Here is a 22,756-nt window from a genome sequence, read left to right on the forward strand (position 1 = left end):
AGCTTTGTTGTATATATAGACCATTGCATCAAGCATGAAGAACAAAAGACAGTGGATCATAGGTATTGTTGGGGCGATTATTGTCATATTGGCGGGGATCGGGTGGTATCTTGGTCAACATTGGAAATCCATTATCCAGACAAAATTGGAGGAAAATATACGTACATCTACAAAAGGATTGTACAAGCTATCGTATGATAGCATGGAACTTAATCTCCTATCGGGCAGTATAGCCTTGAAAAATATCGAACTTTTATCCGATTCTGCGGTGTATCGTACGCAGGTCCAGCGTAGAGAAGCACCCGACAATCGTATTCATATCAAGTTAAGATCGCTAAACATAAGCGGTGTAGGCGTATGGTCAGCCCTTGTAGCCAAAAAACTCCACATGAGGGAGGTGGCATTCGATCATGCCGACGTACACTTGATCACAGAGTCACACGCCTACAACAAGTCCCGTGATTCCATCGCTATGCCGTTGCACGAACGGATCAAGGACATATTTCATACGGTACACATCCAGCGGAGTATGATAAACAACCTTAACCTTAAGCTGTCCAATATGCAAAACGGTAGGTTGGATACGACAAGCGTAGACCGGGTCCGTGTACGTTTGGACGACATCCTGATTGATGAGAATGGTCATCGCGATACCACCCGCATGGTTTATACCAAAGAAATAGAAGTGGAAATACCGGAGTTTGCGTATGATATCCCAAATAGTGTGTACAAGATCAGCTTCGATCATTGTATCGTCAATACACGGCAGCAACAGGCACTTTTGACAAAGATTGCCCTCCATCCCCGTATTACCAAGCAGAAATACTTTGAAACGGATAAGCAGAATAAGGCAATGATTGTATTGAAATGGGATACACTGCGGCTGGAGAAGTTGAACCTACAGGATATGTTGGATAATCAACGGATCTTTGCTCGGTATGCGTATCTCAAGGGCGGCAGTGCCTCATTCCACAAGGACAAACGCTATCAAGAGGACAATGTCAACAAAATTGGTCAGGCACCTCATCAGCAGGTCATGAAAATGGGACAGACCATCCGGTTTGATACGGTCTTCGTGGACAATACCGATGTATCGTACCATGAGTATAGCGGTGAGTATGATCGGGAAGGATCCATTTCTTTTGAATATGCAAAAGGAACGATCACCAATTTGACAAACGACACAGTGCAGCTGTCCAAGGACAGGTTTATGCGTGCCGACCTGCAGGCTAGAGTGATGGGTTCAGGCAGGTTGCATGCCCGATTTGGGTTTGATATGCTGAGCAAGGTAGGAAGCCATACGTATGCGGGTACATTGGGGAGCATGCAGGCATCGGCATTCAACCGAATCTTGACGCCTTTGCGTAATCTGGAGTTTAGTTCGGGGAATATCCATGGTATACGCTTTGATATGCAGGCGACAGACTATAAGACTAGGGGAGTGTTCCGTTTTGAGTATGACGAGATGAAAATAGACCTACTCCATGCTCCCAAGGACGATACAGAACAAAGCAAAAAGGGGGTACTTTCATTCCTTGTCAATGCCCTACTGATCCGCGACAGCAATCCCGGTGCCGATAAGGTCTATCTCGTGGGAAATGTCGAGTATACCCGTGTGCCCGAATATTCCCATTTCAAAACTATATGGAAAAGCTTGGAACAAGGCATATTCCAGTGTGTCGGTATAGGCAAAGGAGCGGAACGCGAAACGAAGGAAACCGACAAAAAACCGGAAGAGGACAGTGAATCAAAGAACTTTTTGAAAAAAACCGGAGATTTCTTTCGGGGTTTATTCAAAAAAGAAGATGATTGATCTATTTTATGCCAGCCATGAGAGAGGAACAGGGTGAAATATAAAAACCTAATCCCCCTCGGATTGTTCACAACATAAAGGCTATGGCAAAACTGTCGACATACCAACGGAAACGCGATTTTAGCAAGACCGAAGAACCGCAGGGCAAGACCACGACGAAAAAAGAAAGCAGCCGCAAGCTGCGCTTTGTGGTACAGCGGCATCATGCTTCGCGGCTTCACTATGACTTTCGATTGGAACTCGATGGGGTGTTGAAAAGTTGGGCGGTGCCCAAAGGACCCTCGCTTTATCCGAAGGACAAACGCCTGGCCATGCAGGTAGAAGACCATCCCATCGACTACGCGTCATTCCAAGGAATCATTCCCAAAGGCAACTACGGGGCAGGAGTCGTGCATATTTTTGACTCTGGGTACTATGAGTTTATGGAAGCGAAGGACGAAAAGGAATTCCTGCAGGATTGGAAAAAAGGCAGTCTGAAATTCAAGTTGTACGGACATATACTGCGGGGCGAATTTGCACTTGTGCGTATGAAGGGGGACGACGATAAAGCCTGGCTGTTGATCAAGCACCGGGATAGATATGCTTCGGATGTACCCTATAATAGCGAAGATGAAGTTTCTAAGAAGGTCAAGCAAGCCGGAGTAGACTTCAAAGAGGAGGACAAAAAGCACGAGAAGGCTCCTCCAGATAGAACGACAACACCCAAGCCTATGTTGACCAAGCTTGTGCAGGAATTGCCTTCAGGTTCGGACTGGATCTATGAAAAAAAATACGATGGCTTTCGTATATTAAGTGTGTGTGATGGAGCAGTAGTCCATCTCTATTCCCGTAACGGAAAAGATATGAATCCTTTGTTTCCGTCCCTGTTGGAAGAACTTTCTCAATTGGACAAACAAGTATGTCTGGATGGTGAACTGGCCATTGAGGACAAGCAGGGTCGTCCACACTTTCAGTTGATTGCGAGCGGCGAACCTATACCCAGTACCCTACGGTTGCGCTACTATGTTTTTGATATCCTGCGATTAGAGGGTGAGGATTTGACGGGGTATCCACTTCAGGATCGCAAGGAGTTGCTGGCTTTGTTGCTACGTCGGATCAAGGGTGCCGATATTGTCCATAGTGTAGAAGAATTGCGAGGCACTGCCGAAACGGTACAAAATAAAGCAATGTCACAGGGGTGGGAAGGTATTGTGGCCAAGGAAAAGAGCAGCAGCTATCTCGAAGGCAAACGTAGTACGGCTTGGAAAAAATTCAAACTCAATCAAAGTCAGGAAGCTATTATCTGCGGATATACGCCACCGCAGGGAGGCCGTATTGCATTTGGTGCATTGGTTTTGGGTATGTACGATGAGGGAGAGCTGCGCTATATCGGCAATTGCGGAACAGGCTTTGATACTGCCCAGTTGAAAGATCTCCATCGGCAAATGCAAGAGGTGGAGACCACCAAGAAGCCTTTTGATGCTAAAGCCAAAGTTGCCAAGGAAAAGGAAGTGACGTGGTTGCGTCCGGTACTCGTATGTGAAGTCTACTACTCGGAGTGGACAGCCGATGGACGCCTGCGCCATCCGGTATTCAAAGGCTTGCGTATGGACAAAGACATACATGAAATCGAAAAAGAAAATACTATGGAAAATCAAGTGAAAGAAGGTACGGTGCGCATAGGACGTAAGCAGGTGCAGTTGACAAACCTCGACAAGGTATATTGGCCCAAAGACAACTATGTCAAAGGGCAGATGATCGCCTACTACGAATCGATGGCTGACCGTATCTTGCCCTATCTCAAAAACAAGCCCGTTTCCTTACACCGTTTTCCCAACGGAATTGAGGAAGAATCTTTCTTCCAAAAGGATGTCGATCCGGACAAGATACCCGATTGGGTAAAGACTGTACCCATACTTGCCGAGAGTACGGGCAAAGACGTGGACTATATCATCTGCAACGACAAGGCTACACTACTGTATATTGCCAATCTCGGTTCTATCGAAATCAATCCTTGGCTCTCTACCTACCAAAAACCCGAATATCCCGATTTTGCGGTATTGGACATCGACCCCAACGGAGCAGATTTTAAAGAGGTGGTCCGAGTAGCACAGACTGCTAAAGAGCTATTGGACGATATGGAACTGCCGGCTTTTTTGAAGACGTCGGGATCTACGGGATTGCATATATACCTGTATGCCAACAAAAAATATGACTATGACCTCACGCGGGATTTTATACAGCTATTGGCACAGATGGTGCACGAAAAACATCCCGATACGACCAGCACTGTCCGTGATCCTAAGAAGCGAAAAGGATTGATATACCTGGATTTCTTGCAAAACAGGCGAGGGCAGACTGTCGTCGCACCCTATTCGTTGCGACCCAAGCCGGGAGCGACTGTCAGTGCGCCCTTATTTTGGGAAGAGCTGAAATCTGGGCTTCGGATCGAAGATTACACAATCAAGACTATGCTAAAGCGGGTAGAGCAGACCGATGATCCCTGGGCAAAGCTATGGGATAGTCCCGCCAATATCAAGCAAGCACTTTCGAGGTTGTAGGACTATATATTCTCACCTTTTCCCTCATGCGAGACTCGCCTTCAATTTGCTCAGTAGATCGGCCGATGTAGTATCCTCCACTTTGATCTTGCGGATGGAGGTATGTTTACCTTTGGCTTTCTGTTTGATGATCTTTAGCAGTTCGGCCATATATTCATTTTTATATTTGGAGATATCGAAGGGATGTGAATGCTGTTTGATCAGCTGGAGGGCCATATCCATTTCCTCTTTTTTCAGACGTACATTTCCCGGTAGCTTTAGGTCATCGGTAGCACGTATTTCTTCTTCAAAACGGATTTTGTTGAGGATAAGGAAGTTTTGATGTGGTTTGACTACAGCCAGGTTTTCTACATTTCGCATCACGAAGGAGCCTAAGCCTGCCGTCTTACTTTTTTCCAGGGCTTTGAGTAAGAGCTGATAGGCCTTTTGCCCACCTTTTGCCGGTTCGAGGTAGTAGGGGGTTTCAAAATAGATACTGTCTATTTCTTCGATTTTGACAAAGGAGTGCAGATTGATCATTTTGTTCTTCTCGGGGCTGGCCTCCTCAAAATCAGAATCTTCCAAGACCACATATTTATCTTTGAGCAGATATCCTTTGACAATATTGTCCCATATCACCTCTTTGCCCGTGTTTTCGTTGATGCGTTTGTACCGGATATTGGAACGATCCTTACGATCGAGCATATCCAGATCGAGTGCACTGCTTTGTGTTGCACTGTAGATTTTGATAGGAATGTTGACCAGTCCAAACCCAATGGCTCCCGTCCAAATAGCTCTCATAGCATTGTTTTTTGTATTTATATAATAAATGAACAAATTTGGAAGGAATTGGTTTTTTTAGATAGATACGATGAGCAGTTTGTGGTTAGTGATCTATATTCCTTTTCTTTCCATAAAGATAAGCAACATTAAATACGACAACAGCTGTAAAGATCATTCCAAAGGCAACGATCTGTGCGGTGTTGATAGGCTCTTTGTAATAAAAGACAGCCAATAAAAAGCTGATAATCGGATTTAAGTATAATAAGGTACCTACAATGGAGGAGTTTAAGCCCTTTAAAGCATAAATGTTGAGGAATAGTGGGATAATGGTATAGACTACCGCTATGACTGTCACCAAGCTATAGAACAGAACAGGTTTCGTATCTGTAGCATCTACAAACAGTAATATCGGGAGAAGTAGAAAGGTACTGAGGACGATATGTAAGGTCAATGTAATAAATTTGTCCATCCGAAACCTGTTCTTCTGGAGCACAAGGTAGATTGCATAGGACAACGCGATCAACATGCTGTAAAGAAGATCCATAAAATGACCATACGCCAGGATCACACAGCTCACCACACTCAACAGTACTGCAAGCCATTGTCCCTTGTTCAGTTGCTCATGTAAGAAAATACGGGCAAGTACAGTGGCTAAGATAGGGCAGATCAGATACGCCAAGGATGTTGCATTGACACTGACGGAATTCATCACGTATATGAATAAAAACCAATTCAGACCTAGCATTACAGCACTCAAAAAAATATTTATCGCCAACATAAATTTTTCTTTGCGGGGTGTATCCGAGAGATAATGTATACTGGCCGTTATTTCCTTTCTTCTGAAAACAATACAGGCAACAACAATACTGATAGTGGCGAAAATGACACGATGGATAAGGATATCAAGCGCTGCAAAAGCACTTAAAGGCTTTAGTACCCATGCAAATGTACCCCAGATAGCAAAGCCTGTTACGGCAGAAAGGTAATATTTCATAACACGTGTGCAAACTTCGCTAAAGTTTGCAAAACTTCGGTGAATTTTCGCAAATAAGCTTGATATAAAATCATAATTCAAATCAAAATAATCTATTCCTGCCATCTATTTTTTTGTCACTGCCATTTTTAAACCTTTTATGGCTATTTCCATTGGTTTTCTTATCTTTAGGCGAATTTTTAAAATAGGCGTGTTCTATTGCCGAAATTCAAATTTTGATAACGAAAAATTCATATAATTTCAATAGAAACTATGTCATCTAAAATTATTTACACCAAGACAGATGAAGCGCCATTACTGGCAACTTACTCTTTTCTACCTATTGTACAGGCATTTGCCAAAACGGCGAATGTAGCTGTAGAACTTCGGGATATTTCATTGGCAGGACGTATCCTGGCCAATTTTAACGACTATTTGACGGAAGACCAAAAGACTTCCGACGCTTTGGCAGAGTTGGGTCAATTGGCAACCACTCCGGATGCCAATATCATCAAATTGCCCAATATTTCGGCTTCCATTCCCCAGTTGAAGGCCGCTATTGCCGAATTGCAGAAAGCCGGCTATGCCGTACCAAACTATCCGGATGCGCCGGGCAATGCGGAAGAAGAAACTATCAAAGCACTATATGCGCGTGTGTTGGGTTCTGCCGTCAACCCCGTATTGCGTGAGGGTAACTCAGACCGTCGTGCCCCAAAGGCTGTGAAAAACTATGCCAAGGCCAATCCGCATCGTATGGGCGCATGGGCTGCCGCCAGTAAGACCGCAGTCACCTCGATGAGCGAAGGAGATTTTTACGCGACGGAAAAATCCGTAACTGTAGCTAACGACACACAGTACAAAATAGAATTCGTTGCCCAAGACGGCACAGTGACCGAATTGAAAGGTTTGGCCGATCTTAAAGCCGGTGAGGTCATCGATTCCTCTGTCATGAATGTGGCCAAATTGAAATCTTTTGTCGCACAAGCGATAGAAGAAGCCAAAGCACAAGGTGTATTGTTGTCCGCACACCTCAAGGCCACGATGATGAAGGTGTCGGATCCGATTATTTTTGGCGCTATCGTCGAGGTGTACTTCAAGGATGTATTTGCCAAATTCGGTGGCCTATTTGCCGAATTGGGTATCAATAAAAACAACGGTCTGGGAGAGATTTATGCTAAGATCGCGGGCCATGCACAGGAAGCTGAAGTGAAAGCTGCTATCGAAGCTGCTATCCATAATGGGCCAGATCTGGCGATGGTCAATTCGGACAAGGGGATCACCAATCTGCATGTACCTTCGGATGTGATCGTAGATGCATCTATGCCGGCCATGATCCGTATCGGTGGCAAGATGTGGGACAAGGACGGTGCAGAGCGCGACACCTTGGCAATTATTCCGGATCGTTCTTATGCAGGTGTTTACAAGGCCGTGATCGAAGACTGTAAAGCCAATGGTGCTTATGATCCAAAGACCATGGGTTCGGTACCAAATGTAGGCTTGATGGCACAGAAAGCCGAAGAGTACGGTTCGCACGACAAGACTTTCCATGCATCGGCCAACGGTACGATCCGCGTAGTGGATGGCAATGGGCAGGTATTGATGGAGCAACCTGTAGAAGCGGGCGATATCTTCCGAATGTGCCAGACCAAGGATGCGCCGATACAGGATTGGGTCAAATTGGCCGTAAACCGTGCACGTCTGTCCAATACCCCTGCGGTGTTCTGGCTGGATGAAAACAGGGCGCATGATAGGGAGATCATCAAGAAGGTCAATGCCTATCTGCCAAACTACGATACGACAGGATTGGATATCCGTATCCTTTCGCCTATTGAAGCGACAAAGTTCTCGGTAGAACGTATCCGTAGAGGTGAAGATACAATTTCGGTCACTGGAAACGTATTGCGTGACTACCTGACGGACTTGTTCCCGATATTGGAATTGGGTACTTCGGCCAAGATGTTGTCCATTGTTCCGTTGATGAATGGTGGTGGATTGTTTGAAACCGGAGCAGGTGGTTCTGCGCCTAAGCATGTCGAGCAGTTTTTGGAAGAAGGTTATTTGCGTTGGGATTCATTGGGTGAATTCTTGGCTTTGCAGGCTTCCCTTGAGCATTTGGCACAAACACAAAACAATCCGAAAGCACAGATATTGGCGGATGCTTTGGATGAAGCTAATGCGAAGTTCTTGGCGAATGACAAATCTCCTGCGCGTAAGGTAGGACAGATCGACAACCGTGGTTCGCACTTCTACCTGGCTCTGTATTGGGCAGAAGCTTTGGCCGCACAGACAAAAGATGCTGCATTGGCAGCTTTGTTTGCGCCATTGGCCAAATCCCTTGCAGCAAACGAGGCCAAGATCAACGAAGAACTGATCGCAGCCCAAGGAAAGGCACAAAATATCGGTGGATACTATTTCCCTAATGATGAATTGGCCTCTCCAGCTATGCGTCCATCCGCAACCTTGAATGCGGCTATTGCTTCGCTGTAAGAAAATAGAGGTAGACTTCCGAAGTTTTTGGGAAACTTCGGAAGTCTACCTAATTTATTCCTCATGAAACACCAATACCGGTGTTGTGGCATGAAAAGCGAGGTTGTTGCTAAAGCTTGAGCTCATGATCCGGTCAAAGAAGTTTCGATTTCTTTTGATCACAGCCAATAGATCAATGTTGTTGTCCTGCATGAATGTGTCGATGGTATCTTCCACGCTTCCTTCCTTTTCGAGAAAGACAAAATCCAGGTTATTGCCGTCAAATGATTTTCGCCACTGCTCGCTGTACTGCAAGATATCTGCTGTGGAGCTTTGGGTATCGAAGACATGCAATACATGTACATGCGCATCTACATAAGAAGCCAGCTGCAGAATTTCCTGCAGGGCGGCTTTGTCCTTTTCGCGGAATAGGGTCGTGAAGGCTACTTTTTTGATAGTCGTAAACGAAGCTTGTGTAGGGATGACCAAAACAGGTACACGTGTATTCTTGATAACGTTGACCGTATTGGTTCCTACAATCTGCTTTTGTAGGCCACTTGCTCCCAATGTACCCATGACGATGAGTTTGATCTGCTCACTTTCTATGGTCTTTATGACCGCTTGAACGACTGTGCCATACTCAAACAAAAAGATGACTTTGCTATGGTTCAGGTTATTTTCCTCTGCCAATTGGTGCAACTTTGGGGTTTGCTTTTTGTAAAAGTCAAATTTGGACAGTTCAATTTCCTTATAGACTTCATCTACAAGCGTGGGCTGGCCGGCATGCGAAAAAGAGACAACAGGTGTCTGATAGCAATACAGTACATATAATTGTGTATCCAGCTGGTTGGCAATTTTTAAGGCGTGCAGAAATGCATTATTTGCATTTTCTGAAAAATCGGTGGGGACTAAGATATTTTTCATCTGTATGTAATTTTTGTTTTTATAGGGGCGATGAGACGCGATCTCACGATACGATCTAGACAATTATGAGGGTTTCATCACGGAAATATTGAACATTTTTATGATATATGTAATATACGAAAATATAGATGTGGGCACAAAAGGAATTTGTCATATTATTTTGTAGCGTGTGGCACATTTATTACGTTTACATATATAATAAATAAAGTGCTATGGATGGCACGGCTATATTAGAAGACGATTTATTATATTTAGATAAAAGAGAATCTGAACGTTCATTTTTGAAGATTTTACCTAAATATCTGAAAAGGAGGCCTTTGTCATTAAAGCAGGCATTGGAGGAGTGTGCATTGTCCGCAACGGAACGTAGCCAGTCTTTTCTCTACAAAAAATATTATGGTTATTTGATGGCTGTAGCACTCCGCTATGTCAAGGATGAGATGGAGGCCGAGGATGTGGTCAATGAATCCTTTGTCAAGGTTTTCCGCAAAATACACGAGTTTACATATGACAGTGACGAAGGGATCATGGAGAAGACCTTCAAATCGTGGATAGCCCGTATTGCCGTCAATACATCGATAGACAAGATCAGAGCACGTAAAGAAATGGATTCGTTGGACGATGTTTCTGCCAATGAGCTCTCTTCGCATGCTATTATGGTGTCGACAAGGCTGGAAGAGCAGGATATCCTGAAGTTATTGCAGCAATTACCCGAAATACAACGTTCTATATTCAGTCTTTACGAAATCGAGGGGTATTCGCATCAGGAGATCGGCCAGATGCTGAACGTACCGGAGAGTACCTCACGTACGTATCTGACCAGGGCAAAAGGTCGGTTGAGAAAACTTTACACAGATCAGTTCTGTGCAGTACAAACAATACATCATTCTTAAAAATATAGGATTGGAATGAAAGAAGAAAAAGAAATAATAGATTACATTGTCGACAGGCTGAAGAAGAGTGAAGGGCTACCGTATAAGGCCGGGGCTTGGGAAAAATTCAGGTCGGAGCATGTCGTACCCAGAGCTTCCGTATATCGGATGAGTAGGGTTTGGTATGCAGCTGCATCTGTCTTGTTGTTGCTAGGGGGCTGGGGGGCCTGGTATATGACACGTGAAGTGGCAAACCCTGGACAGGAGTTGGTGCAGACCGCACCGCGTCAAGACAAGATCGGCCCATCTGAGCGGGTAGTTGATCCGGAGAAGAACCCAGCGGTATCTCCTTCACCAGATGTCGTGGCTATGGATGAGAAAGGTAGCCTGCATGCTGACGACATGAAATCTTTTGTGACTTCTTCTCCGGATAAAGGAGAGACCAGATTGTCCCTGCTGCATGACGAAAGCAATATACAAGTGTCTGCGGAGGCACAAATACCTTCAATGTTGCCTTTGCAGGGCAGGGATTTGTCCTATACCTATTCTTTTATTTCGGAAGAACAGGTAGAAAGTACGGGCAAAAGCAGATTAGATGAGCACCTTGCTTCTTCTCCCGTACCGCAAGGACGGGTTCTGGCCATGAAAGAGGTTGAACCTCTGGACCAGACGCAACGCGTTCGTCTGAATGATAAGTTTGAATTGGGTGTATTTGTCTCTCCTTATGCTACGGGCCAGAAAATGAATGTAGGTGGAGGCTTTGCATTGGCTTATAAGCTGAGCAATAAACTGAGTGTCCGTACAGGTGCTTCCTATAATACCTATGAGGTCAATATGCTCAAAGATCCCGTGCAGGAAGATAGCCGTATCGAAGCTATGGTGGTGGAAGAAAAATCGGCTCTGCGGATGGAATCTGCGAGTGCTACGGCGTATCAAAATAAAGTAGTCATCCCCAATATCAATGCCATTAGGGGCTCGGTACAGGCTATTGATATTCCTGTCGAACTGAAATTCAATGTCAGCAGATCTTTCTATACAGCGGCGGGACTGTCCTATTCCGCTATTCTACATCAAGAACGTAATGCATACTATGTAGACAATGTGAATAAAGAAACATTTACCGATGGTTACCCTGAAAACAAACAACAAGCTGAGGAGACCGTAAAACCGATCACCAAGTCTGTGGAGTCGATGGAGAATAATGTCAACACCAATGGTTTCAGTGGTTTTGTGAATTTTTCCCTCGGCAAAGAAGTGAAAATGAATAAAAGGGTAGGTATATCCGTAGAACCTTATCTGAAAATCCCTGTAGGACAATACCGTAGAGCAGATATGGACTATACAAACGGGGGTATACGGATTATGACCAGCTTCTAGAGTTGGTCTATACGCACCCAAGCCATGCCCGCACGGACGGCGCCTTGTACACCGGGATCGCCATCTTCAAAAACCAGGCACTCTTCGGGAGCAATATTCAATTGCTCTGCACATAGCAGGAATGGAGCAGGAGAGGGCTTGCCCTGTGGCGTATCTCCGGCACATACCATGGTTTCGTATTTGTCGTGTACATCGATGACCTGTAGTGTGATCTGTAGAGTAGATCTGCTGCCGCCGGATACAATACCTATTTTTTTCTTGCTTACATTCTCGACCAGCAATTCACGGACATAGTTTACAGGTTGGGTGTCCTGTATAAAGCGTTCGATGAAAATGGCGGATTTGCGTTTGGAAAACTGGGCAAAATCGAATTCCACACCATATCTTTTGGAGATTTCTTCGGCTACGGCCACAGTAGGCCATCCGGCTGTTTCGTCAATCAAGGCTTCGTCCAGATCGATGCCATATTCTTTTGCCGTAGCGACGTAGGCAGCCTTGTGTGCGTGCATATTGTCTGCCAATGTACCGTCCACATCAAATAGCAGGGCTTTGAATGGGTCAGCTATTTCCCTTAGTTTTTGTAGTTTGTTTCTTTCGCTGTCTGTCATTGTTGCTGCAAAGATAAGGAAAACCTGTAGAGACTCAATGCATTGCGTCTCTACTGATGCGATTTCCGTCTTTTCTTCTCCTTGATAATAAGACTCAGTTCGCGTCCGGTCTGTCCGGCGGCGGAGGTGTTTTCCTGTGCTCTGCGGAATAGGTAAGGCATGACAGATTTTACGGGGCCATAGGGCATATACTTGGCGACATTGTAACCGGCTGCACTCAGATTGAATGAAAGGTTGTCGGACATACCTAAGAGCTGAGCGAAAAATACATGCGGATGGTCGTGCGGAATATTGCGTTTATCCATTTCTTGTGCCAACAGCATACAACTATTGTCGTTGTGCGTGCCTGCCATCATTCCGATACGGTCGATATGATCCAGACAGAATAGGATAGCCGAGTCATAGTCTACGTCGGAAGCGATTTTGGTCGCTTGGATAGGCGATGGATAGCCTTCTTCCTCCGCTCTTTCGCGCTCTATTTCCATATAGGCTCCCCGCACGAGCTTGGCGCCGAAATAGAAACCTCGTACCTGTGCATAGGCAAAATCGGCTTTCAGGGAAGCCAGCTTGTCGTGTCTGTACAGTTGGTAGGTGTTGTACACGATGACTTTCTCTCGGTTGTACTTTTCCATCATCTCACGGGCGATATCGTCGATGGTCTCCTGTATCCAGGAATGTTCGGCATCGATCAATACGCGTATGTCGGCATCGTGGCAAGCTTTGCATATTCGATCACAACGGTCGAACAGGCGTTGGAACTCGGCTTCTTCCTCTGGTGTGAGCGGCTCTTTGGCATCTTTTTTTGCCAAGAGGTCGAATCGGCCAAGTCCGGTGGGTTTGAATACACAGAAGGAGATAAGAGGATTTGTCTTGGCGTAAGAAACTGTAGCCAAGACCTCGTTGCAACAGGCGTCAAAACTCTCTTCGGAATCTTCTCCCTCTACCGAATAGTCCAATATGGTCGTGACCTTTCCTTTTCCAAGCTCTTCGATGGCCTTGGCACATCCCTGAATGGTCTCTCCACCGCAAAATTGCCGGTAGATGGTATTTTTGATCAGTCCCTGAATGGGCAATCCGATCTTGAGCGCAGCATTGGTCAGCGGCGTACCGATCTTGATAAGCGTAGGACTTGCAATTATTTTGAACAGCCAGCTGGCCCTATCCAGATCTTTGTCGGATTTGTTGCGAAAAGCTATTTCGGTGTTGTCGAAATTCAAGCGTTCTGTATTTTCCTGTAATAACATTTTTCCGGTCTTTCACTACAAAATTAACTAAATTATCATGTACCTTTGATGATGTATTTTGTTAAATAATATACGGATTTTGCTAAATAACCAATACGATGCAGACGTTTGTACTAGAGGGAGAATTTATCCATATGATTCAGTTGTTGAAAGTCCTGAACTGGGTGGAGCATGGCGCCATGGCGCAGGAAGTGGTCATGGAAGGTTTGGTCAGATACAATGGTGAGATAGACTATCGCAAGAGACTGAAAGTAAAGCGTGGCGATGTGGTCGAGTTTGACGGCATGAAGGTCAAAGTCGTATAATTTTTCTATCTTTACCATTCATTTTTTACAGAAACTATGCAAGCTATAGAGAGCCTCGGCTACCACGTATATTTTGAAGAAAACCTAGAATCTTTGCAATCGTTTATTGCAGAAAGAGCGTATTCACAAGTCATTATTTTGGTCGATAGGAATACGAACGACCACTGTTTGCCCATCTTTCAGTCCTTTATGCCGGATCTGTTGGATTACGATATCATAGAGGTCGATCCGGGTGAGGAAAACAAGAATATTGATTATTGCATTGGGGTTTGGAAGACAATGCTCGATTTTGGAGTAGAGCGCAAGGCCTTGATGATCAATCTAGGCGGGGGTGTCGTGACGGATTTGGGCGGCTTTGCGGCTTCTACGTTCAAGCGTGGTATCGACTTTGTCCATATTCCGACGACATTGCTTTCGCAGGTGGATGCCTCCGTCGGTGGCAAGACGGGAATCGATCTGGACAATGTCAAGAATATCGTCGGCACATTTACACAGCCTGTGGCTGTTTTTGTCAGTACGAAATTTTTGGAGACTCTGGACGAGCGGCAGTTGCTCTCGGGATATGCAGAGGTAATCAAGCACGGGTTGATCCAAGACCGGGATTTGTATGTAGTATGTAAATCGACTCTCTATACGGATGTGCCCGCTTCGGTCATTCACCGTTCGGTACAGATCAAGAACAGGGTCATCACAGAAGATCCTACTGAAAAGGGACTGCGCAAGATATTGAACTTTGGACATACGATAGGCCACGCTATAGAGGGGTATTCGTTGCTTAATGACGAACAGCCTTTGTTGCACGGAGAGGCCATCGCCATCGGAATGATCTGTGAGGCATATCTTTCCCATAAATATGGTGGGCTGTCGGATGAGGGGCTGCAGGACATCACCTCTTATTTGTTGTCTTTGTATCCGGCTTATTCTTACTCTTCAGACCTGTATGGGCAATTTATCGACTTGATGAAGAACGATAAGAAAAATGAAAACCATAAAATTGGTTTCTCGTTGTTGAAATCGATCGGCGATTGCCAGTACAATAGCTATGTCGGGGAGGAAAATATCAAAGAAGCGTTGGATTATTATTTGAAAATATCCTAAACTATAGGTATTAGGGGGTGTCTAAAAAGTCGTCATGTTGAGCGAAGTCGAACACATCTCATTTTAGTAAAGCATTCACTATGAACGAGATCCTTCGACATGCTCAGGATGACGAATTGGAATTTAGGACTTTTTAGACACCCTCTTCTCTCCTAAACATGCTCCAACGGGCTGTCGATCAACCCCTGTGCTTCCATCAATACTTTTTTTGTCTTTTGTGCATCTGCCCGTATATGTTGCAGAAATTTGGGGTAACGGACAATCTCCTTGACCAATATACACTGCTGTTTGAGTAAGAGTGTTTTTTCACGGGTGTTGAGTGTGGTCAGGCAGGTAATCGGGTATTCCCCGTTGTCGTCTACGCGCAATTTGAGGCTATTGTCTTTGGGATAGTCCCAGCCCAGCAAGTTCATGTTGTAGTGCTTACCAAACTTGATCGAGTCGGTGGTAAAGTAAGCATTGGTCACAAGCCATCCGGACGTTATTTTTTTCGTTTTTTGGAAGAAGGTATAGTCTATATCGGATATATCCTTGATCCGGGACATGAAGTACATGGGGGTGGTGACCGATATTTTTGCGTCGATATCGTTTCGGAACTTACATTCTACGGCCAACAGTTCATTTTCCTTCATAGCGATTACATCGATCTCGTGGGTCACGGCATGGCCTTGTATGGTTTGTCCTGTGATAGCTTCGTAACCGTTGGTCTGGAACAGCTTGGATACCCATTTTTCGAAATAAAAACCTTCGGGACCGAGGTCGCGTAATGCTTTCTTGAGGCTGTACCGTGCGGCGTAGACATTCCGGTGGTTTTTTAAGAGTTCAAAGGCCAACTCATAGAGTTCTCTGGTACTGATACCGTCGTATAGCTTGTGCTTGATCTGGGAAAAGACCTTTTCCACTTCGTCTGCTGTGGCACCCGAGCGGGACAGTGAATGTCTTAAGCTGTCGGGGTTGAAAGGTACGAGTTCTCCGGAGTATTTCTTTACCTGCATATATAATTTTTGGATAAATTCAGGTGTGAATATAGGATTTATTGATTTATTATCATAATTGTAGAGACATGATGAATCGTGTCTCTACAATAATTCAAACATATTTGCCGCTATCATTGTTATTATACTATAAAAAAAGAGGAATGATTATGAACACTACATTGCAGGCTGTATTGGACAGGATAAAACGTAAAATAGATGAGGATCGTCTCGATGACAATATTGGTCTGTCCGAACGGGTATTGTCTGTTTTTTCGGGCAGTCTGGTCTTGGGCATGAGTATCAAAACCCTGTGGAAGCGTCCCATAACGGGATGCGCAGGAATAGCTGTCGGTGGGGCTATGCTGTACCGTGGGATCACAGGACATAGCTCGATGAAAAAGGTTATGGACAAAATAACGGATGAGGAAAATGTCACGGTCGTAGAGCACCGTTATTTCGTCAAGTGATACGGACATAAAACTTTAATTATTAACGATGGACAGGATTTTGTAATTTCTGTCCTTTTTTTATGCATCATGATGGATACGAATATCAAACATATCACGGTATTTACCGGAGCAGGTATTTCTGCGGAAAGTGGACTGAAGACCTTTAGAGGACACGACGGTCTATGGGAAGGAAATAGAATAGAGGATGTCGCTACACCGGAAGCGTGGCAGAGGAATCCGGAATTGGTTCAACGGTTTTACAATGAACGTAGGAAGTCATGTCTACAGGCACAGCCCAATGCAGCCCACGATGCATTGGTGAAATTGTCCAGGTATTACGACGTCGATATCATCACACAAAATATAGATGATCTACATGAGCGTGCAGGGAGTGTAAAGGTCTTGCATCTGCATGGCGAGATTGTCAAGTCACAGTCTTCTCTGGATCCGGAATTGGTGTACCCCATAGAAGGGGATGAAATAAAAATGGGAGATAGATGTGCATTGGGATCGCAGCTAAGACCGCACGTGGTATGGTTTGGAGAGACCGTGCCAAATATGACAAGAGCCTTGCAAATTGTCCAATACACAGATATGTTGATCATGGTGGGGACATCCTTACAGGTGTACCCGGCAGCCCAACTTGTTTTCGAAACGAAAAGAGAATGTAAGATTGTGGTCATAGACCCGCAAGCCAATCGTCATCGGATAGAAGGGGATGTAGAGTATATCGATAAAAATGCGACTGAAGGTGTGCCTTATTTGGTAAATCTGATGACCAAATAAAATTTTGTTAATATATATAATTATTTATTTATCAATATATTATAATATTTATATTAATCTTATTATTTATATTTGCGACATTGGATTGGCGTCTATTTAGCATATTAACCAAATAAAATTTTGTTTTCTGAAATTTATTTTTATAAAAAATTGAATATCATGTATTTAATTATCTATATATAAATATTTGATACATATTTAAAGTAGATTTATAACTGTCTCTGCTTTTTTCTAATTTTTTAACTTTCAACTTTTAAACCTTAGTCCCTAGACAAAAATCAGGGACGGATTTAAGTTGTTTCTCAAATTGAAATCACTTATTTTCGACTCCGATATGGCAAAACCCAGAAAGGCTCCTCCACGGAAAAAATTAACGGCAGTGCAAGAGCGCAAACGTTATTTGCTATGGAGCATACTGATTCCGGTTTTTATGGTTTTGCTGTTTGCGATATGGCATTATCGGAAGGGAATAGGCTACTATTTCAAAACCTTGTTTATCGTGACGGATGTGGGCACAAAAGGAGACAGCAAACATGAAACGCACAATGTATTGCTGATGTCCCGCCATGAGGACCGGATCTTTGGGATAGATGTGAGCGAGTACCAAGGGAACATTCTTTGGGATAGCGTCTCTTTGATCCACGAGCGTTTTCCGGTTGATTTTATATTCGTACGGGCTACGATGGGAGCCGATGGCAAGGACAAAAAGTTTGCCCGCAATTGGAAATCTGTACAACGCATTTCGCGCTTACGCGGTGCTTACCATTATTTTAGACCTAATGAGAACTCTATTCGTCAGGCCGAGAATTTTATCCGGACGGTAAAACTGCAACCGGGCGATCTGCCTCCGGTATTGGATATCGAAGAACGTCCCCGAACCCAGCCTATGGACAGTCTGCGCGTGGGACTCAAACGATGGTTGGACAGGGTGGAGAAGCACTACAGGATCAGACCCATTATGTATTCGGGGGATAGCTATTTTACGGATTTTTTGGAAAAGGAATTTGGTGACTATACGCTATGGATTGCCAACTATAATTTTTGGGTCGAAAAACCGAAAGAGCATTGGGATTTTTGGCAATTCTCAGAAAAAGGAAAGGTGAAAGGGATCAAAGGGCATGTGGATCTGAACATGTTCAACGGAGAGATAGAAGACTTGGAGGAATTGTGTGTACCTTTTGAACGGAGGGCCCGTTGATGTATGAGGTGAGGGAAATGTACAGTAGTTTACAGATCCCTAGACAGCTTCTGTCATGTTCCTAAGAAGGCACACACGGCACGCGTGCGCCAGATTCAGCTTGATGGAGGGGTGAAGACCACGATCTTATCGATCCTATTGCCATCCATGTCGATGACTTCAAGCCTATGGCCATAGAACAAGATATGGTCGCCTTCGACGGGTACACGATCGAGCGTCAAAAAGACCAAACCACCTATCGTTGTAATGTTGCTGTATTCTTCTTCTTCCTCCTCGGATAAGAGAATGTTGAATCTTTCCAGAAAAGCGTCCAACTGATACCATCCGTCCAATACAAAAGAACCGTCTTCCCTTTGCCGGACGGTGCCGTTGTTTTTCTGCTGCTGTGCGTCAAAATTGCCTACCAGGCTTGCCATGATGTCCTTCATGGTGATAAGTCCTTGGGGACTTCCGTATTCGTCGATGACAATGGCTTGCAACACTTTATTGTTCTTTAACATTTCCAATACGGTGTATATGCTGCTGTTTTCATTGACAAATGGAATAGGCTGGATCAGTTTTTCAAGATCGATCTCTCGATTTCGGATATAATTTTTCAACAAGGTCTTGGCATGGATGATGCCGCGTATATTGTCAAAATTGCCATCACATACGGGATATTCGGTATGCTCATTGGCCAGGATATACTTCTTGTTTTCGGCAAAGGTATTTTGCAGGTCTAAATACGTAATATTGCTACGATGTACCATCATATGGATGGCTTTCTTGTCTCCGATATCGAACAACCTGTCCATGAGGTCGTGCTCAAAGTTTTCGATGACACCACTATCCACGCCTTCGTCCACCAGAGCTTTTATTTCTTCTTCGGTCACGGTATTCTTTCCCGATTGTACATTGAACAGCTTCACAATGAGTTCTGTCGACACACTCAATATCCAGACAAAGGGCTTGACTAGCTTACTTAGGAAGCTCATGGGCAGGGCAATGAAGGAGGCATACTTTTCGGGTATGGCCATGCCGATACGTTTGGGTACCAATTCGCCAATGACCAGAGAGAGGTAGGTAATGATCAGTACGACAACGACGATGGACAGGCTCTCGCTGTAGGGAGCCAGTTGAGGCACTTTATTGAACTGTTCCGCCAGATAGCTGGACAATGTGCCACCGGAGAAAAAACCGGTCAATATACCGATCAAGGTAATCCCGATTTGTATGGTGGATAGGAACTGGTTCGGATGTTCCTTGAGTTTTAGAGCTGTTTTGGCGCCCAGATTTTTTTCGCTCCAGACTTGTAGTCTTGCCTTTCTACTCGATACGATAGCTATTTCAGAAGCAGACAAAATTCCATTCAGCAAAATCAAGAAGATAATAATGATTATTTCGGTCATCATAGATGATGTTTTTATGATACTCTAAATTTATACAAATTTTTAGAGAATATAGTAGAGAATTATTATAAAAGTCATAAATGCTAAAAAGCGCAATCGATTGTTGTCAATAATTGTTTTAATTTGTATTGATTTTTGCAGATATTGCTTCAAATTTTTACATTTTTTTTGAATAACTTAAATTTCATGTCTTTGGTAAATACAGAAGGGGCAATAAAAGCTATCGCTGAGCAGTTTGATGTTGAGGGTGAAATATTGGATATCAGAAGGTTCGGTTCGGGGCATATCAATGATACCTATAAACTGACGGTCGACTCGCCGAAGGATATATCTTACCTTCTGCAAAAGATAAACCATCATATCTTTACGGATATAGATGGGCTGATGAACAATATCTCTTTGGTGACCAATCACTTGAAGGATGTGCTGCGAGGCTATGTAGAGGATGTGGATAAGCATACATTGACGATCGTTCCTACGAAGGACGGGAGATTGTACCATGTTACTCCGGAAGGGGAGTACTGGCGTATCTTTGTGCTGTTGGACGGTACAAAGAGCTATGATATCGTGGAGACGACCAAACAGGCTTATTCGGGAGGGCAGGCATTTGGACGTTTTCAGAAGCAGTTGGCGTCGTTGGATGCTACCAAGTTGGTGGAGATCTTGCCCAATTTTCATAATATCGACTTTCGTCTGGATAATCTGAGAAAAGCTATTTCGAAAGATGCGGCAGGTCGCGTGCACGAAGTACAGGACATATTACGCTATATATTCGACCGGGAGGACAAGATGCGTAGGGTCATCAAACTGGCCCGGAGCGGCCGTTTGCCTTTGCGGATTACGCACAATGACACAAAATTCAACAACGTATTGCTCGACCAGTATGATAATGTACAGTGTGTGATTGACTTGGATACAGTCATGCCGGGCTATGTAGCGTACGATTTTGGGGACGCCATCCGCACTATCATCAATTCGGCGGCGGAGGATGAACCGGAGACGAGTAAGATCGTCCTTAATATTCCTCTTTTTCAAGCTTATACCGAAGGCTATCTAAGTGAAGCTAAGGATTTTCTGACGAATGATGAAGTCGATTCGTTGCTGTATGGTGCTCTTCTGCTACCTTATATGCAGGCTGTCAGGTTTTTGACAGACTACCTGGAGGGGGATACGTATTATAAGATACACTATCCTGACCATAACCTGGTTCGTACCAAAGCTCAATTGAAACTGGTGGATGAGCTGGAAAGGCATGAAGAAGAATTGGAGGGTATTTTGAATAAAAGTTTGGTTAACCGATAGTGACAATATGAAAACTGTTTTGAAAGTACAAAAAATTAATTCGGATGCTCATTTATGGGATCATGAGCAGATAAATGAGCTATTTTCTTCTGCCGATTGGCATGATATGGCTTGTTGTCCATGGGAGGCTCAATTTCCTTATAAACCAAATGTGAAATTTCAGATCCTGCACTCGGATAATAGGATATACCTCCGCTATGAAGTAGAGGAGGAGTTTATAAAAGCACAGTATATCTGTCCCAATGAGAATGTTTTTGAGGATAGTTGTGTGGAATTTTTTATCTCTTTGGATGCTAGACAGACCTATTATAATTTTGAATTCAATGTATTGGGCACGGGACTGATCAGCTACGGGGGTGCTGTAAAGGCCGAACGGCGGCGGTTGGATCCATCGACCGTTGAACGGGTCGATACCTATTCGCAAGTCTGGCAAGTGGATGGCGGAAAAAAATGGGTTATGATCCTTTCTATTCCCAAAACTATATTGAACCAAGAGATCAAAACGGGAGATACCGCGTATGCCAACTTCTATAAATGCGGAGATGGACTGCCTAGACCACACTACCTATCTTGGCATAACATAGATAGCCCGACACCTAACTTTCATCAGCCTGCGTTTTTTGGAGAACTGATCTTTGGATAGTTAAGTACCGGGCTAGCAGGAAAGAATACGTTTTTGATTTTTATTTGTAAACGGATTCTTTCTTGAATTTTTTGACCAATAATGCATACACAATTACTCTGTATTTGTTCTTATTGGACTTGCCTACAGCTTCGATAACCTCTTCGATAGCTTGATCTAACTTGGCGTCATCTTTAAGACCTAACTTTTTCACCAAAAAGTTAGCTTTCAATCGATCAAGTTCAGCTTTGTCCGAAGCAGCAACTGTTTCGGCATCGGCATTATAAATGGAAGGGCCCAATCCTTTGGCGACAGCAGCGATCAACTTTTCATCTAGGTCAAGCTTCAATTTCTTTGCTTCAGCAACGTAGGCTGCTATTTTTTCTTCTAACTTACTCATTTTAGTTTTAGTTTTGAAATAAATTAATACGTTTACTTGATTTAAATATACTTACTTTTTTTATATTCCAAACAAGTTTGTATATAATGAATAAGGAATATGTAGCGATACAGCTACTTCTCTACCAGGTGTTGATAGGATATAGATGTATGTCGCAGTCCTATTTTTCGACCTTATTCGTGGTTTTCTTTTCCTTTTTTGGCACGGATCTCAAGATTGATAATGATATCCCGCTTACGTCCTTCAATGAGTGACAGATCTCCGGCTACAAATACGCCTTTGGTACCGGTTATTTCGTTTCGGATACCGTACACTGTAGATTCATCACTGGGATCGGTGGCTCCTTCGTATCTGTACAAATAGTCGATGGTATAGTCGTCTGTGTATTCAAACAGTTCGTCAAACTCTTTGTTGAAATCTTTTGTATATCCTTTTTCCTTCAGCTTTTCGAGTGCTATACTAGGTGAATCATAATTGAATATCGTCTTCATATTGTTGCTCCTTTTTATTATTAAGAACATATAAGATGGGGATGTTGTTTGTGACTTTATTATTTTTGTCCCGCAGGACTTGTCCCGATCTCGGGATTGTGCAGATTTCGGCACGGATTATTGTCGAAAAAAAAGATTGGTGTCTAAGATAAGGGCAGGGC

The 22,756-nt window shown here is 43.9% G+C and carries 21 protein-coding genes; 12 read left to right on the forward strand and 9 right to left on the reverse strand.

Going from position 1 to position 22,756, the window contains the following annotated elements; translation table 11 throughout:
• Window positions 1-34: 34 nt before the first annotated feature.
• On the forward strand, window positions 35-1,813 hold the full coding sequence (locus G5B00_RS05970; RefSeq protein ID WP_163872361.1) for a hypothetical protein: 1,779 nt from the start codon (window positions 35-37) through the stop codon (window positions 1,811-1,813).
• A gap of 83 nt (window positions 1,814-1,896) precedes the next feature.
• Window positions 1,897-4,353, forward strand: coding sequence for a DNA ligase D (gene ligD, locus G5B00_RS05975; protein ID WP_163872362.1), 2,457 nt, complete (start codon window positions 1,897-1,899; stop codon window positions 4,351-4,353).
• Window positions 4,354-4,377: 24 nt separating this feature from the next.
• On the opposite strand, the gene G5B00_RS05980 is transcribed toward ligD, so the two are convergent.
• Both G5B00_RS05980 and G5B00_RS05985 read right to left on the reverse strand, forming a co-directional pair.
• Complete coding sequence (locus tag G5B00_RS05980) at window positions 4,378-5,133, reverse strand: Ku protein (RefSeq protein ID WP_163872363.1); 756 nt, start codon at window positions 5,131-5,133, stop codon at window positions 4,378-4,380.
• Window positions 5,134-5,218: 85 nt separating this feature from the next.
• Window positions 5,219-6,109, reverse strand: coding sequence for an EamA family transporter (locus G5B00_RS05985; RefSeq protein ID WP_163872364.1), 891 nt, complete (start codon window positions 6,107-6,109; stop codon window positions 5,219-5,221).
• 252 nt (window positions 6,110-6,361) lie between these two features.
• Between G5B00_RS05985 and G5B00_RS05990 the strand changes: the two genes are divergently transcribed.
• Entirely contained in the window at window positions 6,362-8,575 is a 2,214-nt protein-coding gene (locus G5B00_RS05990; protein WP_163872365.1) for an NADP-dependent isocitrate dehydrogenase, read from the forward strand.
• Window positions 8,576-8,629: 54 nt separating this feature from the next.
• On the opposite strand, the gene G5B00_RS05995 is transcribed toward G5B00_RS05990, so the two are convergent.
• Entirely contained in the window at window positions 8,630-9,478 is an 849-nt protein-coding gene (locus tag G5B00_RS05995) for a universal stress protein (RefSeq protein WP_163872366.1), read from the reverse strand.
• Between the two features lie 317 nt (window positions 9,479-9,795).
• Here G5B00_RS05995 and G5B00_RS06000 point away from each other — a divergent pair, with 317 nt between their 5' ends.
• Both G5B00_RS06000 and G5B00_RS06005 read left to right on the forward strand, forming a co-directional pair.
• Complete coding sequence (locus G5B00_RS06000) at window positions 9,796-10,371, forward strand: RNA polymerase sigma factor (protein ID WP_240894406.1); 576 nt, start codon at window positions 9,796-9,798, stop codon at window positions 10,369-10,371.
• A 15-nt stretch (window positions 10,372-10,386) separates the two neighbouring features.
• Window positions 10,387-11,727 carry a hypothetical protein gene (locus tag G5B00_RS06005; protein WP_163872368.1) on the forward strand — a complete coding sequence of 447 codons (1,341 nt, stop codon included), beginning with the start codon at window positions 10,387-10,389 and terminating at the stop codon, window positions 11,725-11,727.
• Here the strand turns inward: G5B00_RS06005 and G5B00_RS06010 are convergent.
• Window positions 11,724-12,335 (reverse strand): HAD family hydrolase, encoded by a 612-nt coding sequence (locus tag G5B00_RS06010; RefSeq protein ID WP_163872369.1) that lies wholly within the window; start codon window positions 12,333-12,335, stop codon window positions 11,724-11,726. The genes G5B00_RS06005 and G5B00_RS06010 overlap by 4 nt on opposite strands.
• A 50-nt stretch (window positions 12,336-12,385) precedes the next feature.
• Window positions 12,386-13,579, reverse strand: coding sequence for a proline dehydrogenase family protein (locus tag G5B00_RS06015; RefSeq protein WP_163872370.1), 1,194 nt, complete (start codon window positions 13,577-13,579; stop codon window positions 12,386-12,388).
• 98 nt (window positions 13,580-13,677) lie between these two features.
• Here G5B00_RS06015 and G5B00_RS06020 point away from each other — a divergent pair, with 98 nt between their 5' ends.
• Together G5B00_RS06020 and aroB are read left to right on the forward strand one after the other, a co-directional pair.
• Window positions 13,678-13,884, forward strand: a complete 207-nt coding sequence (locus tag G5B00_RS06020; protein WP_163872371.1) for an RNA-binding S4 domain-containing protein — start codon at window positions 13,678-13,680, stop codon at window positions 13,882-13,884.
• A gap of 36 nt (window positions 13,885-13,920) precedes the next feature.
• On the forward strand, window positions 13,921-14,982 hold the full coding sequence (aroB, locus tag G5B00_RS06025) for a 3-dehydroquinate synthase (RefSeq protein ID WP_163872372.1): 1,062 nt from the start codon (window positions 13,921-13,923) through the stop codon (window positions 14,980-14,982).
• 152 nt (window positions 14,983-15,134) lie between these two features.
• Here aroB and G5B00_RS06030 read toward each other — a convergent pair whose 3' ends face one another.
• Window positions 15,135-15,977 (reverse strand): ATP cone domain-containing protein, encoded by an 843-nt coding sequence (locus tag G5B00_RS06030; RefSeq protein WP_163872373.1) that lies wholly within the window; start codon window positions 15,975-15,977, stop codon window positions 15,135-15,137.
• A 149-nt stretch (window positions 15,978-16,126) separates the two neighbouring features.
• On the opposite strand from G5B00_RS06030, the gene G5B00_RS06035 reads away from it, so the two are divergent.
• The 3 genes from G5B00_RS06035 to G5B00_RS06045 all read left to right on the forward strand — a co-directional run bounded on the left by G5B00_RS06035 (window position 16,127) and on the right by G5B00_RS06045 (window position 18,392).
• Window positions 16,127-16,426, forward strand: coding sequence for a DUF2892 domain-containing protein (locus G5B00_RS06035; protein ID WP_163872374.1), 300 nt, complete (start codon window positions 16,127-16,129; stop codon window positions 16,424-16,426).
• A 69-nt stretch (window positions 16,427-16,495) separates the two neighbouring features.
• A complete protein-coding gene (locus G5B00_RS06040; protein WP_205966321.1) occupies window positions 16,496-17,194 on the forward strand; it encodes an SIR2 family NAD-dependent protein deacylase in 699 nt (232 codons plus the stop codon).
• Window positions 17,195-17,528: 334 nt separating this feature from the next.
• On the forward strand, window positions 17,529-18,392 hold the full coding sequence (locus tag G5B00_RS06045) for a glycoside hydrolase family 25 protein (protein WP_163872375.1): 864 nt from the start codon (window positions 17,529-17,531) through the stop codon (window positions 18,390-18,392).
• A 95-nt stretch (window positions 18,393-18,487) separates the two neighbouring features.
• On the opposite strand, the gene G5B00_RS06050 is transcribed toward G5B00_RS06045, so the two are convergent.
• Window positions 18,488-19,783 (reverse strand): hemolysin family protein, encoded by a 1,296-nt coding sequence (locus G5B00_RS06050; protein ID WP_163872376.1) that lies wholly within the window; start codon window positions 19,781-19,783, stop codon window positions 18,488-18,490.
• Window positions 19,784-19,966: 183 nt separating this feature from the next.
• On the opposite strand from G5B00_RS06050, the gene G5B00_RS06055 reads away from it, so the two are divergent.
• On the forward strand, window positions 19,967-21,082 hold the full coding sequence (locus G5B00_RS06055; protein ID WP_163872377.1) for a phosphotransferase enzyme family protein: 1,116 nt from the start codon (window positions 19,967-19,969) through the stop codon (window positions 21,080-21,082).
• Window positions 21,083-21,089: 7 nt separating this feature from the next.
• A complete protein-coding gene (locus G5B00_RS06060; protein ID WP_163872378.1) occupies window positions 21,090-21,725 on the forward strand; it encodes a carbohydrate-binding family 9-like protein in 636 nt (211 codons plus the stop codon).
• A 40-nt stretch (window positions 21,726-21,765) separates the two neighbouring features.
• Here the strand turns inward: G5B00_RS06060 and G5B00_RS06065 are convergent, their stop codons facing one another.
• A complete protein-coding gene (locus tag G5B00_RS06065; protein ID WP_163872379.1) occupies window positions 21,766-22,104 on the reverse strand; it encodes a DUF2853 family protein in 339 nt (112 codons plus the stop codon).
• Window positions 22,105-22,277: 173 nt separating this feature from the next.
• Window positions 22,278-22,595, reverse strand: a complete 318-nt coding sequence (locus G5B00_RS06070; protein ID WP_163872380.1) for a hypothetical protein — start codon at window positions 22,593-22,595, stop codon at window positions 22,278-22,280.
• Between the last annotated feature and the right edge of the window lie 161 nt (window positions 22,596-22,756).

The sequence above is a fragment of the Parapedobacter sp. SGR-10 genome (genome assembly GCF_011030405.1).
Classification (GTDB): Bacteria; Bacteroidota; Bacteroidia; order Sphingobacteriales; family Sphingobacteriaceae; genus Sphingobacterium.

Bases quoted from the DNA above. Each gene is read 5' to 3' on its own strand.
- G5B00_RS05970 (WP_163872361.1), top strand. From the start codon at position 35: ATGAAGAACAAAAGACAGTGGATCATAGGTATTGTTGGGGCGATTATT.
- ligD (WP_163872362.1), top strand. From the start codon at position 1,897: ATGGCAAAACTGTCGACATACCAACGGAAACGCGATTTTAGCAAGACC.
- G5B00_RS05980 (WP_163872363.1), bottom strand. From the start codon at position 5,133: ATGAGAGCTATTTGGACGGGAGCCATTGGGTTTGGACTGGTCAACATT.
- G5B00_RS05985 (WP_163872364.1), bottom strand. From the start codon at position 6,109: ATGAAATATTACCTTTCTGCCGTAACAGGCTTTGCTATCTGGGGTACA.
- G5B00_RS05990 (WP_163872365.1), top strand. From the start codon at position 6,362: ATGTCATCTAAAATTATTTACACCAAGACAGATGAAGCGCCATTACTG.
- G5B00_RS05995 (WP_163872366.1), bottom strand. From the start codon at position 9,478: ATGAAAAATATCTTAGTCCCCACCGATTTTTCAGAAAATGCAAATAAT.
- G5B00_RS06005 (WP_163872368.1), top strand. From the start codon at position 10,387: ATGAAAGAAGAAAAAGAAATAATAGATTACATTGTCGACAGGCTGAAG.
- G5B00_RS06010 (WP_163872369.1), bottom strand. From the start codon at position 12,335: ATGACAGACAGCGAAAGAAACAAACTACAAAAACTAAGGGAAATAGCT.
- G5B00_RS06015 (WP_163872370.1), bottom strand. From the start codon at position 13,579: ATGTTATTACAGGAAAATACAGAACGCTTGAATTTCGACAACACCGAA.
- G5B00_RS06020 (WP_163872371.1), top strand. From the start codon at position 13,678: ATGCAGACGTTTGTACTAGAGGGAGAATTTATCCATATGATTCAGTTG.
- aroB (WP_163872372.1), top strand. From the start codon at position 13,921: ATGCAAGCTATAGAGAGCCTCGGCTACCACGTATATTTTGAAGAAAAC.
- G5B00_RS06030 (WP_163872373.1), bottom strand. From the start codon at position 15,977: ATGCAGGTAAAGAAATACTCCGGAGAACTCGTACCTTTCAACCCCGAC.
- G5B00_RS06035 (WP_163872374.1), top strand. From the start codon at position 16,127: ATGAACACTACATTGCAGGCTGTATTGGACAGGATAAAACGTAAAATA.
- G5B00_RS06040 (WP_205966321.1), top strand. From the start codon at position 16,496: ATGATGGATACGAATATCAAACATATCACGGTATTTACCGGAGCAGGT.
- G5B00_RS06045 (WP_163872375.1), top strand. From the start codon at position 17,529: ATGGCAAAACCCAGAAAGGCTCCTCCACGGAAAAAATTAACGGCAGTG.
- G5B00_RS06050 (WP_163872376.1), bottom strand. From the start codon at position 19,783: ATGATGACCGAAATAATCATTATTATCTTCTTGATTTTGCTGAATGGA.
- G5B00_RS06055 (WP_163872377.1), top strand. From the start codon at position 19,967: ATGTCTTTGGTAAATACAGAAGGGGCAATAAAAGCTATCGCTGAGCAG.
- G5B00_RS06060 (WP_163872378.1), top strand. From the start codon at position 21,090: ATGAAAACTGTTTTGAAAGTACAAAAAATTAATTCGGATGCTCATTTA.
- G5B00_RS06065 (WP_163872379.1), bottom strand. From the start codon at position 22,104: ATGAGTAAGTTAGAAGAAAAAATAGCAGCCTACGTTGCTGAAGCAAAG.
- G5B00_RS06070 (WP_163872380.1), bottom strand. From the start codon at position 22,595: ATGAAGACGATATTCAATTATGATTCACCTAGTATAGCACTCGAAAAG.